The sequence below is a fragment of the Stenotrophomonas maltophilia R551-3 genome (assembly GCF_000020665.1).
GTDB classification, from domain to species: domain Bacteria; phylum Pseudomonadota; class Gammaproteobacteria; order Xanthomonadales; family Xanthomonadaceae; genus Stenotrophomonas; species Stenotrophomonas maltophilia_L.
Genome location: NC_011071.1, coordinates 2647412 through 2661549 on the forward strand (window position 1 = coordinate 2647412; position 14138 = coordinate 2661549).

General features: G+C 66.5%; 13 protein-coding genes. 3 read left to right on the forward strand and 10 right to left on the reverse strand.

Annotated features, from left to right (window positions below):
• The first annotated feature begins 199 nt into the window (after positions 1-199).
• Positions 200-799 (forward strand): GNAT family N-acetyltransferase, encoded by a 600-nt coding sequence (locus tag SMAL_RS11960; protein WP_012511374.1) that lies wholly within the window; start codon positions 200-202, stop codon positions 797-799.
• Here the strand turns inward: SMAL_RS11960 and SMAL_RS11965 are convergent.
• On the reverse strand, positions 796-1575 hold the full coding sequence (locus SMAL_RS11965; protein ID WP_006373097.1) for a CDP-diacylglycerol diphosphatase: 780 nt from the start codon (positions 1573-1575) through the stop codon (positions 796-798). The two genes, SMAL_RS11960 and SMAL_RS11965, sit on opposite strands and share 4 nt — an antisense overlap.
• A gap of 68 nt (positions 1576-1643) precedes the next feature.
• Positions 1644-2300, reverse strand: coding sequence for a hypothetical protein (locus tag SMAL_RS11970; protein ID WP_006373098.1), 657 nt, complete (start codon positions 2298-2300; stop codon positions 1644-1646).
• Between the two features lie 171 nt (positions 2301-2471).
• Between SMAL_RS11970 and SMAL_RS11975 the strand changes: the two genes are divergently transcribed.
• Positions 2472-2768 carry an I78 family peptidase inhibitor gene (locus tag SMAL_RS11975; protein ID WP_006373100.1) on the forward strand — a complete coding sequence of 99 codons (297 nt, stop codon included), beginning with the start codon at positions 2472-2474 and terminating at the stop codon, positions 2766-2768.
• Between the two features lie 95 nt (positions 2769-2863).
• Here SMAL_RS11975 and SMAL_RS11980 read toward each other — a convergent pair whose 3' ends face one another.
• From SMAL_RS11980 to SMAL_RS12010, 7 genes are all read right to left on the reverse strand, one after another.
• Positions 2864-3748, reverse strand: coding sequence for a hypothetical protein (locus tag SMAL_RS11980; protein ID WP_006373102.1), 885 nt, complete (start codon positions 3746-3748; stop codon positions 2864-2866).
• Between the two features lie 162 nt (positions 3749-3910).
• Positions 3911-5617, reverse strand: a complete 1707-nt coding sequence (gene dld, locus SMAL_RS11985; protein WP_012511375.1) for a D-lactate dehydrogenase — start codon at positions 5615-5617, stop codon at positions 3911-3913.
• Positions 5614-6753, reverse strand: a complete 1140-nt coding sequence (gene lldD, locus SMAL_RS11990) for an FMN-dependent L-lactate dehydrogenase LldD (protein ID WP_012511376.1) — start codon at positions 6751-6753, stop codon at positions 5614-5616. Before lldD ends, dld begins: the two co-directional genes overlap by 4 nt.
• Positions 6754-6757: 4 nt before the next feature.
• On the reverse strand, positions 6758-7522 hold the full coding sequence (gene lldR / locus SMAL_RS11995) for a transcriptional regulator LldR (RefSeq protein ID WP_012511377.1): 765 nt from the start codon (positions 7520-7522) through the stop codon (positions 6758-6760).
• Between the two features lie 53 nt (positions 7523-7575).
• Entirely contained in the window at positions 7576-9234 is a 1659-nt protein-coding gene (gene lldP, locus SMAL_RS12000) for an L-lactate permease (protein ID WP_006373138.1), read from the reverse strand.
• A 222-nt stretch (positions 9235-9456) separates the two neighbouring features.
• On the reverse strand, positions 9457-9909 hold the full coding sequence (locus SMAL_RS12005; protein ID WP_005410036.1) for an MgtC/SapB family protein: 453 nt from the start codon (positions 9907-9909) through the stop codon (positions 9457-9459).
• A gap of 129 nt (positions 9910-10038) precedes the next feature.
• Positions 10039-10797 (reverse strand): SDR family NAD(P)-dependent oxidoreductase, encoded by a 759-nt coding sequence (locus SMAL_RS12010; protein WP_012511378.1) that lies wholly within the window; start codon positions 10795-10797, stop codon positions 10039-10041.
• A 445-nt stretch (positions 10798-11242) separates the two neighbouring features.
• Between SMAL_RS12010 and SMAL_RS12015 the strand changes: the two genes are divergently transcribed.
• Positions 11243-12196, forward strand: a complete 954-nt coding sequence (locus SMAL_RS12015) for a helix-turn-helix transcriptional regulator (RefSeq protein ID WP_012511379.1) — start codon at positions 11243-11245, stop codon at positions 12194-12196.
• A gap of 45 nt (positions 12197-12241) precedes the next feature.
• On the opposite strand, the gene SMAL_RS12020 is transcribed toward SMAL_RS12015, so the two are convergent.
• A complete protein-coding gene (locus SMAL_RS12020; protein ID WP_141651017.1) occupies positions 12242-14122 on the reverse strand; it encodes a hypothetical protein in 1881 nt (626 codons plus the stop codon).
• Between the last annotated feature and the right edge of the window lie 16 nt (positions 14123-14138).

Genomic DNA, 14138 nt, shown 5'->3' on the forward strand with positions numbered 1-14138 from the left:
CGGGTGGTGGTACGGGGGCAGCGGCCTGTACGGCGCATAACGATCCCGTAACGAAAGTGTCCTGAATGGGGGGTTGCAACGGAAATGGCCAGCCCTGATGGCCTTATGCCTGAACCGAATCAGACCCGCAGTGCCATCCACCACACTTTTGCAATGTTTTGAATGGTGCAGGGCTGCAGGCACGGCCATCGTGCCCGGGATGATGACCCCGTACCCCACTTCCCTCCTTCCCCCATTGCGCCCGGTGCTGCGCCGTCACCTGCTGCAGCTGCAGGCCGCACCGGTCACCCTGCGCCCTTTCCAGCGTGCCGACCTGCCGCGCTGGCGCCTGTTCGATGACCGCCGCCGGCGCGGCCGCCGCGATCCGTCCGTTATCGATGAGGAAGCGCGCTTCCTCGCCCACATGCATCGCTCACGCCTGGAACAGGACAACGACCAGCTGCTGCTGGGGGTATTCGATGACGAGCACGGCAACGTGCTGGACCAGCTGCACGTCCGCCTGCAATCACTGCACGCGCGTTGCGCAGAACTGCTGTCGCTGCAGCATTGGCACCCGCATGCCGACGCGGCGCTGCAGGCGCTGTGTCCTTTCCTGTTCGAGGACGTCGGCCTGCATCGCCTGTTCGTGATGCTGCCACCGGACTGCAGTGATCCGTTCGCCACCGCGCTGCGGGCCTTCGGCTTTGAGCAGGAAGGTCTGCTGCGCGACCATCATCTGGATCTGGAAGGCTGGCAGGATCGCCAGCTGCTGGCGCTGACCGCACCCATGTGGCGGAGCAAGCACAGCGCGCTGGACTAGCGCACCCGCTCCAGCGCGTTGCCGGCACCGGTCAGCAACGAGCAGGCATGGTCCTGCAATTCTTCGCCGCTGGCCTCGTTGCCGGTGCCGGCGTCCACGCGTGTGGCCAGCAGGATGAAGCCCGTGCCGCTCTGCACGGGGTCCCGGCCCGCCACGACCAGGCTCCACTGGCCGACGTCGTCCACGCCTGCGAGGTCGTAGGCCAGCAGATTGAGCGGATTGGCGGTCAGTTCCGCGCCCGGCAGCAGGCGGGCCTGGTACTGATGGCCGCGCAGCAGCACCGGCAGCGGTGCCCACTGGCTGCCCAGGGCGACAGCATGCGTGTCCAGCGCCTGCAGCACGTCGGCACGCAGGCAATCCACATGAATATGCAGCTGGTGCTGCGAGCGGCCGTGCGGCGAGTTCAACGCCAGGCTGGCGACGTTGCGCGGCAGCGGTTGCCGCAAGGCCTGTTCGGTGTGGCTGCGCGCCTGCCAGGCTGCAGCGAAGTAGTTCGGTGCACCACGCTGGTACAGGCTGCGGCTCTCGATGCCGCTGACCTTGTCCAGCGGCATCAGCAGGAACTGGTAATCACCGTGCGCGTCCTTGACCAGCACATCGCGCCGGTCTGCTGCCGTCTCCACCCGCAGGCAGTCGCCGCGCGGGCCTTCGGTGCCACGGCAGTCACGCTCGATCAACCGCCACAGCGCATCGGAGTGGGCCGGTGGCGGCGGAGGCACACTGGCACAGGCGGACAACAGCAACAGGGACGACAGCAGGAAGGGGCGCAAGGACACGGCAACGACTCACGGAGCAGGCGCGGCAGATGGCGCCGCGCTGCATTCTAGCCAGTGCAGTGCTGCAATCAGTAGGTGCCGAACGGCACTTCAACCACGAACGGGGCCGCGCCCTCGCCCGCCTGCAGGCTGTAGCGGTCCAACGCGCCATCGTCATCGGCGTGCGGCTGGCGCTGGAAATGCAGCGGGTAGCGGCTGTCCCCCAGGCGCACGGCGCTGCCGTCGGCCTCCAGCGCGGCACCTTCCGGAATCAGCAGACCGCCCAGGTCGCTGTAGGCGCCAGGTACATCGGCGAAGCTGTAGTCGGCCAGCTCGTCCACCCGCTGCATCGCATAGACGTGCGGCACATAGGGTCGTGCAGGGCTACGGCCATTGCTCAGATCCGTCACCCAGGCCTGTGGCAAATGGTACTCCCCGCGCAGCGCAGCTACGCCCAGCGAGGAGCTGGCCACCTGCAGGCAGCACACCGCCCGCTTGCCCTCGCGGTCGAGGATGGCGAAACGGTCGCCGCGGGTCGCGGCCTGCGGCAGCATGGCGAAGGCCAGGTTGCGCTGGGCCGGCGCGTAGCCGGATTCGGTCTGCAGGTTGCGCCAGGCGCCGAATACCGGGGATTGGACCTGCTCGGGTTCCGGATCGGCAGCGGAGGCGGCAAACGCCACGCCCAGCAACGACAACATCAGGGCCGTCATTGTCTTGTCCTTGCCGCGGAAACTGCCTGCCGTCATACCGTATCCAACACCTGCGCCGGAAAGGCCCGGCCTGCCCGCTGGCGTACTGCCAGCTATTCCTCCCACTATGCAATGACCACGCTGTGCCGGCAATGACCGGGGCGCTGACGCCTTTCGCACGCTCGGTGCTATCGTTCCTGCCATCGTCCCCTGCGCAGGAGCGCTCACATGTCTGCATTCCGTCTGTCCCTGTTGCTGCCGGCCTCCGCCCTGCTGCTGTCGGCCTGTGTCAGCACCCCTGGCCCGGAAGTCAAAGGCAGTGGCCGCTGCGACGCCAGCCAGCTGGGCTGGGCGATCGGCCAGCCGGCCAACGAGCCCAACATCCGCCGCCTGTCCCGCGAGAGCGGTGCCGGTCTGGTCAACCCGATCGGCCCCAGCACCATCACCACCAAGGACATCCGCCCGGACCGCCTGCGCGTGTTCGTGGACAAGGACAACATCATCACGTCCACGCGCTGCGAGTAAGCGCCGCGGCAGGCTTTTGTAGAGTCGAGCCATGCTCGACTGGTTTTCGGATGGGTCGCGCGGAAAACCAGTCGAGCATGGCTCGACTCTACATTTCAGGGTTCGGTATACCCCGCACAATCCGGCAGCGCCTGGTCGGGGTGGAATACCCCATCCCTGAAACGGAACAGCCGCGTGTAGGTGCACGCAGGGTCCTGCTCGGTGCGCAGATCCTGCTTCTTCAACGGCCCCTTGGCCAGCGAATCCTCGAAGCGCGAGACACCGGCCGGAAACCGTGTCGCCACGGTCTGGTAGCGCAGCACCGGCATGCCCGCTGCAACCGTATCCAGCGCCAGCTTCGCCGAGAAGCCGTATTCGTCGTGGCAGGCACCTGCGCGCTGTTTCATGTCCTGCTCGCTGAAACAGGCGCGGATCATCGCATTGCCCAGCCATGGCACGGTCAGCACGTCGTCGTCCACCTGGATGTCGTCCTGCAGGTGGCGCACGCGTGCCAGTTGCAACGTGGATGCATCGGCACCGCCGCCGGAATACATGCTGCTGAACGAGACGATGCCGCCCACCAGCACGTTCTGGCGGTCGCGCTGCTGCGGGTCGGTCACCGGTTCATCGCTACCCACGCCAGGTGCCAGCCGCACGATCCACGGCCACAGCGACAGCTCGCTTTCCTGCGGCACGTCGATGCTGACGTGGTAGGTGTGTGGCGTGCCCTGGCCCGGTGCCTTCTCAAGCACTTCCAGCACAGTCGGCCGGTCACCATCGTTGGCAACCGGCTGCACGCGCACGCACCAGTTGCCGTCCCGCGTGCACTCGTAGAGCCCCACCGGCCCCGTCTCATTGGCGATCAGCACCTGCCCCAGCGGCTCCATCACGTTGCCCGCAGCGTCACGCTGCTGCGGCAGGATCGAGCCTTGGGCGAGCACCAGCAGCGGGGTCGCCAGCAGTGCAACGCACACGGTCGTGCGGGCAACGATGGAGGGCATGGGCGGCTCCTGCGGTTGGGATTCCGATGGTAACCGTTGCCCGGGCAGAGTCGAGCCATGCCCGACTTCGTCTTTGTAGAGTCGAGCCATGCTCGACTGCTGTCTGTCGGGAAGTGCAGCCAAGCATAGGCTCGGCTCTACAGTAAAGCCACGTTATATCCGTCAATGCCCACTACAGTCGCAGCTACCCCACCCTTTTTCCTTCGAGGTCTGGCCGATACCGGGGTTGAAGGTGTTGCTCGGGTCCAGCTGCTTGTAGAACCCCGCCAGCGCCGGCTTGGCCGGATACAGGTGGCCAACGTTGTGCTCGGCCGGATACTCGGCACCGCGCTGATCCAGCAGTGCCCACATCGCATGCTCGATCGCCATCGGGTCTTCGCCCTTGCGCGCGATGTAGTCCTGATGGAACACGTGGCACAGGAAGTGGCCGTAGTACAGCTTGTGCAGCAGGCGGCCGTCGATATCCACCGGCAACTGCTCGAACCAGTCGGCGTCATCACGGCGCAGGGCGATGTCCAGCGCCACGATGTCCTGCACCTGGTCGCGATGCACCTCGCGGTAACGCACCGCCGCGCCGGCCACGGCGAAGCGATGCAGGAAGGCCTTGCGCCCCTCATCGGCCGTGCAGTGGAAGTAACCGCCCTCATGGTCGGCGAAGAAGCCGCGCAGCCAGGCCTCGGTTTCCGCTGCGTCCTGCGCGGAGACCTTCAGCAGCAGATGATGCTCGTAGCGCTGGCGGAACTCGCCCATGCGCCTGGGCAGGTGCGAGGGCAGCAGGCCGGTCAGCACCTGCATCACCCGGTCGGTCACCCCGCGCAGCCCCAGCCGCTCGAACCAGCCATCAACCCGGCTCTTCAATGCGAACGCAGCCGGCACACGCGCGGTGCCCAGGCGGTCGATCAGCAGGAAACTGTCCTTGCCGTAGCGTTCGCCGATGTCATAGGCATCGCGGTGGATGTACTCGCCGGCAATCGGCAGGCGTTCGAAGCCGGTCAGCAGCTGGCGCCGGATCGCGGTGAGGCTGTCGGTGCGGTTGCTGCCGATATAGAAGACCTCGGCGGCCTCCTTCTCGAAGGTATCCAGGCGCACCGCGAATACTGCCAGCTTGCCGGCAGACCCCGCTGCCTCGAAGTGACGGCTGGGGTCGGCATTGAAGCGTGCCGGCGTATCGGCATCCACCCGGCGCACTTCGTCGGCGTAGCGTGGATCGGAGGCGGCGCGGCCGTCGCCGTCACCCACGTCGGCAGCAGCATAGTCGCCGGCCTGCAGGCGCTGCAGGATCTGCTCGGGCGTATCGCCCAGCGCGATGCCCAGATGGTTGACCAGCTGCAGCTGGCCCTGCGCATCGACCTGCGCATACAGCGCCAGCTCGGTGTAGGCCGGGCCACGGCGCACCAGCGCGCCGCCGGAGTTGTTGCAGATGCCGCCCAGCACCGAGGCGCCGATGCAGGACGAGCCGATCACCGAATGCGGTTCGCGGCCCAGCGGTGCCAGCGTCTGCTCCAGGCGGTCCAGCGTCGCACCGGGAAGGCACAGCACCTGCCGGCCTTCGTTCAACAACTGGATGCCGGTCAGGCGCAGCGTGCTGACCAGCACGATCGGCCGCCCATAGTCGTTGCCATCCGGGGTCGAGCCACCGGTCAGGCCGGTGTTGGCCGCCTGCAGGATGATCGCCGCTCCACCCTGCACCGCCGCCTGCAGCACACGCCACAGCTCCAGCAGCGTACCCGGGCGCACCACCGCCAACACCGGGCCGTCGCCGAAACGGTAGCCACGGCGAAAACGGCGGGTTGCCTTGTCGCCGGTCAGTACATGGCGGTTGCCGACCGCATCGCGCAACTGCGCCAGCACGGCATCGTGGCCACTCACGGCAGGTTGACCAGCGAATCGCGGCCGATGTCGGCGATGCGGCGCGCGCCGGTCAGCGTCATCGCCACGCGCATTTCCTTGGCGATCAGGTCCAGCAGGTTGGCCACGCCGGCCTCGCCCTGCGCGGCCAGCGCATAGACGAAAGCACGGCCCAGCAGCACGGTGTCGGCACCCAGCGCCAGCATGCGCACCACGTCCAGGCCAGTGCGGATGCCGGAATCGGCGAGGATCTTCAGGTCGCCCTGCACCGCATCGGCAATCGCCGGCAGTGCACGCGCGGTGGACAGCACGCCATCGAGCTGGCGACCACCGTGGTTGGAGACCACGATGCCATCGGCGCCGAACTTCACCGCATCCCGTGCATCATCCGGGTCGAGAATGCCCTTGATCACCATCGGCCCCTTCCAGAATTCGCGGATCCACTCCAGGTCCTTCCACGAAATGGAGGGATCGAAGTTGCTGCCCAGCCAGCCGATGTAATCCTCCAGCCCGGTCGGGTTGCCGCGGTAGGTGGAAATGTTGCCCAGGTCGTGCGGGCGACCGAACAGGCCCACGTCCCACGCCCAGTGCGGATGGGTGATGGCCTGGCCGATACGACGCAGCGAGGCGTTCGGGCCGCTCATGCCCGAGTGCGCGTCACGATAGCGCGCGCCCGGCACCGGCATGTCCACGGTGAATACCAGCGTGGTCACGCCTGCGGCCTGCGCCCGCTCCAGCGCATTGCGCATGAAGCCACGGTCGCGCAGCACGTACAGCTGGAACCACATTGGCCGCTGGATGGCCGGTGCCACTTCCTCGATCGGGCACACCGATACGGTGGACAGGGTGAACGGAATGCCTCGGCTGTCGGCCGCACGCGCCGCCTGCACTTCACCGCGCCGGGCATACATGCCGGTCAGGCCGACCGGCGCCAGCGCCACCGGCATTGCCAGCGTTTCGCCGAACAGCTCGGTTTCCAGGCTCAGGTCGGACATGTTGCGCAGGACGCGCTGGCGCAGCGCGATGTCGGACAGGTCGGAAACGTTGCGCTTCAGCGTGTGCTCGGCATACGCGCCGCCATCGATGTAGTGGAACAGGAACGGCGGCAGCCGGCGTTGCGCTGCGGCACGGTAATCGGTGGAGGCGGAGATGATCATGGGGTCAACCGTGTGGGGAAGGTAGACGCGAGGCCCGCGCACGCCGGGCTTCGTTGTCATCGAGGGTGCGCAGCGTGGTGTGCACGAACTCGAGGTGGGCATGCGCGGCGGCGCGCGCGCGTTCGGGGTCGCCGGCCAGCACCGCGTCCATCATCTCGCGGTGCTGGTCGGACAGCGGCGAGAAGGTCCTCGCCGAGGTGTAGAGCTTTTCGCGGCTCTGCGAGATGTTGGTCTGCAGCAGCTCGAACAGCCCGCGCATCACCTGCAGCAGCACGAGGTTGTGCGAGGCCTCGGCGATGGACAGGTGGAAGGCCGCGTCGGCCTCAGCTTCGCCGGTGGGGTCATCCTTGCCGTGCGCGTCCATCATGGTCTGGAACGCTTGCGCGATGCGCGCGCGGTCCTCATCGGTGGCGCGCAGCGCAGCATGCCAGGCGGTGGCACCTTCCAGCGCGTGACGGATTTCCAGCACGTCGAAGCGATACTCCGGGTCGCCCTGGAACAGCGGCAGGTACGGCGCCAGCGGTTCATCCAGCGCCTGCCGTGCGCGTGCGGCCGGTTCGGCCACGTAGGTGCCGCCACCGACCCGTGCGGTCAGCAGGCCCTGGCTGGCCAACTGCGCGATGGCTTCACGCAGCGCGGTGCGCGAGACCCCCAGCTGCACCGCCAGGGTGCGTTCGGCCGGAAGCCGGTCACCCGGCTGCAGCCGCTGTTCCTGCACCAGGCCGCGCAGCTGCGCGGCCACCTTGTCCGAAATACGTTGCGTGCTCATGGCGCCATTGTGGCCCGAAGCGCGCAGCGGGTGGTCGGCTGACGGTGCATAGCTCAGGGAATCATCCAGGTCAGCCAGTAGGCCTGGGCCAGGGTGATCAGGCCGACCATCGTGGTGAAGATCAGGCTGTGCTTGACCGTGAAACGGAACAGGTCCGATTCCTTGCCGGCCAGGCCGACCGCCGCGCAGGCAATGGCGATCGACTGCGGCGAGATCATCTTGCCGGTGACACCGCCGGTGGTGTTGGCCGCCACCAGCAGCACGTCGGACACGCCGATCTGCTGCGCGGTGGTCGCCTGCAGCGCCGAGAACAGCGCGTTGGACGAGGTGTCCGAGCCGGTCAGGAACACGCCCAGCCAGCCCAGGAACGGCGAGAAGAACGGGAACGCATCACCGGTGTGCGCCAGTGCCAGTGCCAGCGTTGCCGACAGACCCGAATAGTTGGCAATGAAGGCGAAGGCCAGCACCATGCCGATCGAGTAGATCGGCATGCGCAGCTCACGCACGGTCTCGCCGAAGGTCTGCAGCGCCGAACGGGCCGGCATGCGCAGCGCGATGATAGCGATCACTGCGGCAAGGATGATCGAGGTGCCGGTGGCCGAGAACCAGTCGAACTTGTAGATCGCCTCATAGTTGAGCGGCGCGTCCACGATCGGCGGCATCTTCTGCACCATCTGGTCCAGGCCCGGCACCGGGAGCTTCAACACCCAGCTTTCCAGCGGGCCACCCGCCGCGAACAGCGACTTGAACGGCTTGATGCTCCACAGCGTGACCATCGCAGTGAGGATCAGGAACGGCGACCACGCCTTGGCAATCTGGCCGACGTTGTAGCGCGGCGCTTCCAGTGCCTGTGCAGCTGCCTCGGCGCTGGTTTCGGTGTCGAAGCGGAAGATCCGCACTGGCTTCCAGCGGCGCAGGAACAGGGTCAGGCAGACCAGCGACGCCAGCGACGCGGTGATGTCCGGCAGTTCCGGGCCGATGAAGTTGGAGGTCAGGTACTGCGCGATGGCGAACGAGCCACCGGCCACCAGCACCGCCGGCCAGGTTTCCTTGATGCCGCGCCAGCCATCCATGATCGCCATGATCCAGAACAGCACGATGATGGTCAGGAACGGCAGCTGGCGCCCGGCCATCTGGCCGATCTCGAATGGATCCAGGCCGGTGACCTGCCCGGCCACGATGATTGGAATGCCCATTGCGCCGAACGCCACCGGCGCGGTGTTGACGATCAGGCACAGGCCGGCCGCATACAGCGGCTTGAAGCCCAGCCCGACCAGCAGTGCCGCGGTGATCGCCACCGGCGCGCCGAAACCCGCCGCACCTTCCAGGAAGGCACCGAAGGCGAAGCCGACCATCAGCATCTGCAGGCGCTGGTCCTCGGTGACCGACAGGATCGAGGCGCGGATGATGTCGAACTGACCGGTCTTGACCGAGACTTTGTAGAGGAACACCGCGCCGATGATGATCCAGGCGATCGGCCACAGGCCGTAGACGAAGCCGAAACCGGCCGCGCCCAGCGCCTGGCTCAGCGGCATGCGGTAGAACAGCAGGGCCACGCCCAGCGCGATGGCCACGGTGATCGTGCCGGCCAGCCAGCCCTTCATCCGCAGCACCGCCAGGGCGACGAAGAAGAACGCGATCGGCAGCAGCGCGATCAGGCTGGACAACCACAGGTTGCCGGCGGGGTCGTACAGGTGTTGCCAGGGCTGCATGGGGGCTCTCGACTGGGGCGGGATGTGCTCCACCGCAGGCGGTGGGTCGCCATGGCTGTCGATTATTGGTATTACCAATAATAATTTCGATCAGACCACTTGCAGCGGATTTAACCGCCGCTCCGACGAAGCGCCTATTAGACCATAGGCCTAGATGCCATATTGGTCCGACCATTTAGGTCCAGTGGTAGTGCCGGCCGCTGGCCGGCAACTCGAGATTCCCTACGAAATCCGCTTCTCCAACCGCCGCATCACCGCCAGCACCAGCACGCACAGCACGCTCACCCCGATCGCAATCACGTACTTGCCGATGCCCACGGCGATGCCGATGGCCGCCGCCATGATCAGCGAACTGGCCGTGGTCAGGCCGCTGACCTGATCCTCGCGTGACCCACGCAGAATGGTGCCGGCGGCAACGAAGCCGACGCAGGCGACCACGGCTTCGATCAGGCGCACCGGGTCGACCTGCAGCAGGTCGCGGTAACGCTCCTGCTGGAAATGCTCTGCCACTGAATCGCCGAGTCCAACAATCAGCGCAGCAGCACCGGCAATCAGCATGTGGGTGCGCAGGCCCGCAGCGTGCTTGCCCATCTCGCGCTCGACACCGAGCACGCCGCCGAACAGCATTGCTGCGGCCACGCGCAGCAGGATCGAGACATCCTGGGTGAGTTCCATGGGCAGGCTCCGGGTGTTTCCCGGAGCGTTGCGCAGCAGCCGTGGCACAACGGTGAAGGCCACACCACAGCCCTTTCACCCGGTAGCGCCGGGCCATGCCCGGCGTCACCGTCGCCTGCGATCACCGCATCATTGCGCCAGATAGCCGCCATCGATGGCGTAGTACGCGCCGGTCGCGAACGAAGCATCGTCGCTGGCCAGCCAGGCAACCAGCGCCGCCACTTCCTCGGCCGTGCCCAGCCGTTTCAACGCATGGCGCCCTTCCAGCGTCGCGCGCACCTTCGGGTCCATCTTCTCCAGCAGCGGCGTGCTGATGAAGCCCGGGCCGACCGCGTTGACACGGATGCCGTCGGCCGCATGCTCCCAGGCGGCGGTCTGGGTCAGCCCAACCACGCCGTGCTTGGCCGCCACGTACGCGGTGGAACCGGCATAGCCAACCTGGCCCAGGATCGAGGCCATGTTGATGATGCTGCCACCGGTTCCGGCCGTGCGCATCGCCTGGATCTGCGCACGCTGGCACAGGAATACGCTGGTCAGGTTGACGTCGATTACCCGCTGCCAGCCATCGATCGGATAGTCACCGCTGCTGGCAGCCGGCCCACTGATGCCCGCATTGTTGACCGCGATATGCACACCGCCCAGTTCCTTCACCGTGCGCTGCACCGCCGCTTCGACGGCCGCATCATCGGTCACGTCCAGCGCGATGCCGATCGCCTGCACGCCGCTGCCCTGCAATTGCGCCACCGTGGCATCAACTGCCTCCTGCTTCAGGTCCCATACCGAAATACGCGCACCGGATGCGGCAAGGGTCTGCGCGACCGCCAGACCGATGCCGGACACGCCGCCGGTCACGATCGCGGTCTTGCCGGTGAGCTGGTAATCAATCATCTGTGTTCTCCGTCTGTGGGGGTATTGGCGCGGCCTGTCGCCGTTACCCCCCACGCTACGCCTCCGCCTGTGATGGCCCAGCAGACAGCGTGTCCGCAGGCGATCGTTCCATCGATAAAACCTCAATCCAAGTTGATGTATGGAATTGCGTACGGATATGCAGGCAAAACGCCGCCGTATGTTCTACGGAGCATTCAACTTGGCCGTATTGATCAATGGTTTTGACCATCTCGAAATCAAATGTGGGTGAATCGCGGCGACAATGGGAAACGCTTCCAGTTTCTTTGACACATTCATTCCAATCTGGCGTTTCCCCAGCCCTTCCAGATACCGCCTCCGACGCGCCGCAGCGTGTCCACGCAGGTATCGATCGGAAATGCATCTGCATTGCAGAGCGCATGGGTCAGGTACTGCCAGTGTCCACCTCCAATGCAAGTGCCGAGCAATGTCCCGATACTTCACCTTTGCCGATTACCGCCGCTTCGGCCACCGCCACGGCTTCGACTACCGCGCCGATCCGGAACACCTGCGTGATGACCAGTGGGCCGGCCACGGCGAGGTCAACGAACAGTTCCTGCGCGGTGGCATGAGCCTGATCGCCTCCGACGTCCATAATCGCTTCCCGTATGTGGCCACCGCCCAGCAGAGTCCCGGCCTGGCCATCCGCGTGATGCTGCAGGGCCAGGTCGATGTACGTGTTCCGCGCCGTCCCGGATTTACCCTGCGCGCCGGCACCGCGATGACCGCCCACCACCGCGAGCAGGTCGAAATGACCGGCGCGCACCCCGGCGAAACGCACATGCGTGGGGTCAGCGTGATGGTGCCGGCCAAGATCGATCCGGACGTGTTCCAGCTGCCGCAGTTGGAGACCGCGCTCAATACCCATCTGGAATGCCGTCACTGGGCGATTCCGCACACCCTGCTGCCGGTGCTGGGGCAGCTGTTCGACAGCCCCTGGCAGGACGGCATCGATGCGTTGTGGCGCGAAGGCGTGGCCCTGCAGCTGCTGGCCGTTGGCCTGCAAGCCGAAGATCTGCAGACCGACCAGGTGCGCGCATTGCGCGCGGGCCAACGCGAGCGGCTGGAACGCGTACGCGCCTACCTGCATGACGATCCGAGCCACACCCACAGCCTTGTCGAACTGGCCCAGCTGGCCTGCATGAGCCCGAGCTCGCTGCGCCGCCACTTTGCCCAGCAATACGGCTGCTCGGTATTCGACTACCTGCACGAGCAGCGCATGCGCCACGCCGAGCAAGGCCTGCGCGAGGACGGCTGGACCGTCGAGCAGGCCGCCGCTGCCAGTGGCTATCGCCACCCCAGCAACTTCGCGGCTGCATTCCGCAAGCGTTTCGGCCTGGTACCCAGCCGCTGGCGCACCGGCCCCTCGAAAGTGGGGTGAACGGCCAGGAGCGACGCCGGGCATTGCCGCACGGCGTCGCGGCGGCTAACGGCCTCCGCGGTCCTGCAATGCCTGCATCACCGCGTCCGGCAGTCGGCAAGGCTGCTTTGGGTCGCTGTCCACGCGCCAGCCCCGGCCCAGCAGCACGCCCTTTCCATCGCCCTGCGCACCCTCCTGCGGCCTGCAGTGCACCGCACTGGCGACTACATGGCCGTCCCGATCCAGCCACTGCTGCAGTCGATAGGTATGGCCTTCAACATTGGCGTGCTCGAAGCTGACTTCAACGATGCCGGGAACACCCTCGCCTCCGTCTCCCGCAGGCACCCGGCTTACCCCGCCGGATTCGAAGCGGCGCTGCGCAAGCACGTTCTGGCTGCCATCGATCAGCGCGACCCGGGTCTTCCACGCGCCATCGTGCCCGACATCCTGCCGTACCCAGATGCGCTCGGCCGACAACGGAAGGATCTGGGCGTGGATCGGCGGCAGCACTTCGCGGCCGTCGGCCCGCATCATTCCGTAGCGGCCATCGCGCAGGAAGATCAGGTGATCGGCTGCAAGCACCTCGACGGATCCGAAGGCAGGCGCCACCACGCTGCCCAGTGCGGTGTTGTAGAGGTGCGAGTTGCCTTCCACACCATCCAGTACCAATAGCGGCGGCGCGATGTGGTCTTCCCGAAGCCGCAGGCCAGGCGGCATCAGGTGTGGTGTCAGACCGGCGTCCAGCCATAGGCGCGGGTCCTGCTCACCTGCCAGCGTTCCCATCACACCGGCCGCAGCCGCCCGGTAGCTGGCCACATCGGCCTGTTCGAACAGCACCTTGCCATCACAATCGAGGACGGCTGCGCCGACGCCGGCATAGGCGTTGCGCAGTCGCCATGGAAGCACCGGGTGGACATTGAAACTCAACGACCGTGCCTGCCCGACCACACGGCCCTGCACGTCAACGATCACCTCGTCCTCGCGCTCGTCCTTGCTGCGCAGCAACCAGCGTCCCGGACAGTAGTCCACGATCATGCCGCTGGCGGACGCGGGCAGCAGCACAAAGCGCCCGTCCTGCAGCAGCCAGCCACGTTCGGGCGTATCGCTGTCGAGGCCGTTGGCATACCGCCTGACCTCCAGCGGAGCACCTGCGTCGTCGTCGGCGCCGGCGCTGTTGCGATGGTGTGGCCACAGTGCGGCGCCCTGGTACAGCGCCTGGTCGACGCGCGCACCCGCTGCATCGACCCGCATCCAGGTATCCAGCCGGCGCAGCCACCAGCCGTTGCCACCTGCGGGCCGCGCCTCGTCGAAGTCGCCGCTCAGCACTACGGTGCCGGATTCATCCTGCACGCGGCAGGTTGCCGTCTCACGGTCAGCGCAGATCACATAGGCCTGCCGACCCGGGAACGGTCCTCCCACCCATATCGCCGGCGCGTCGATGCGCAGCACCTCGCGACCGTCCAGGCTGAAGAATTGCGTGCTGCCGTTGCGGCCCTGCCAGACGATTCGATCACGCGACAGCCGCCGCCAGTCGCCGGCCTCGCCCGTCGGTGCGAAATGCACCCTGCCCTGGGCATCGGCCAGGCCGGTACCCAGGTAGCGCTCCTGCGCATCACTGATGTCGACGCGCCAGAGCGTATCGCTGCCCTGCAGGCGATCGTCATAGCGGATGCGGCCGGCGAACTCATGCAGCAGGCGGCCTTCATCATCGAACCACTGCGAGCGCGGTGACCGACCGTGGCCTGACTGCTTGTACCAGTCGCTGCGATACCAGCGGTCCGGCCCCAGCAGCATGAGGCTCGTACCGTCAGGCGCTACCAGCAGGCGGCCTTCGGCACTGACCAACGCCTCCCCCTGGAACCCGCCAGCCCGAACGGCGAAGGCACCTGTGGCTGCCATCGCCGGCCCCGTCACCAGCATCGCGCAGCAGAGCAACATCCTTTTCATCGTGCATACCATCCAA

What these genes read in the sequence shown, in the direction of transcription:
- SMAL_RS11960 (WP_012511374.1), top strand. Translation starts at nt 200, where the DNA reads ATGATGACCCCGTACCCCACTTCCCTCCTTCCCCCATTGCGCCCGGTG.
- SMAL_RS11970 (WP_006373098.1), bottom strand. Translation starts at nt 2,300, where the DNA reads ATGACGGCAGGCAGTTTCCGCGGCAAGGACAAGACAATGACGGCCCTG.
- SMAL_RS11975 (WP_006373100.1), top strand. Translation starts at nt 2,472, where the DNA reads ATGTCTGCATTCCGTCTGTCCCTGTTGCTGCCGGCCTCCGCCCTGCTG.
- SMAL_RS11980 (WP_006373102.1), bottom strand. Translation starts at nt 3,748, where the DNA reads ATGCCCTCCATCGTTGCCCGCACGACCGTGTGCGTTGCACTGCTGGCG.
- lldD (WP_012511376.1), bottom strand. Translation starts at nt 6,753, where the DNA reads ATGATCATCTCCGCCTCCACCGATTACCGTGCCGCAGCGCAACGCCGG.
- lldR (WP_012511377.1), bottom strand. Translation starts at nt 7,522, where the DNA reads ATGAGCACGCAACGTATTTCGGACAAGGTGGCCGCGCAGCTGCGCGGC.
- lldP (WP_006373138.1), bottom strand. Translation starts at nt 9,234, where the DNA reads ATGCAGCCCTGGCAACACCTGTACGACCCCGCCGGCAACCTGTGGTTG.
- SMAL_RS12005 (WP_005410036.1), bottom strand. Translation starts at nt 9,909, where the DNA reads ATGGAACTCACCCAGGATGTCTCGATCCTGCTGCGCGTGGCCGCAGCA.
- SMAL_RS12010 (WP_012511378.1), bottom strand. Translation starts at nt 10,797, where the DNA reads ATGATTGATTACCAGCTCACCGGCAAGACCGCGATCGTGACCGGCGGC.
- SMAL_RS12015 (WP_012511379.1), top strand. Translation starts at nt 11,243, where the DNA reads ATGTCCCGATACTTCACCTTTGCCGATTACCGCCGCTTCGGCCACCGC.
- SMAL_RS12020 (WP_141651017.1), bottom strand. Translation starts at nt 14,122, where the DNA reads ATGAAAAGGATGTTGCTCTGCTGCGCGATGCTGGTGACGGGGCCGGCG.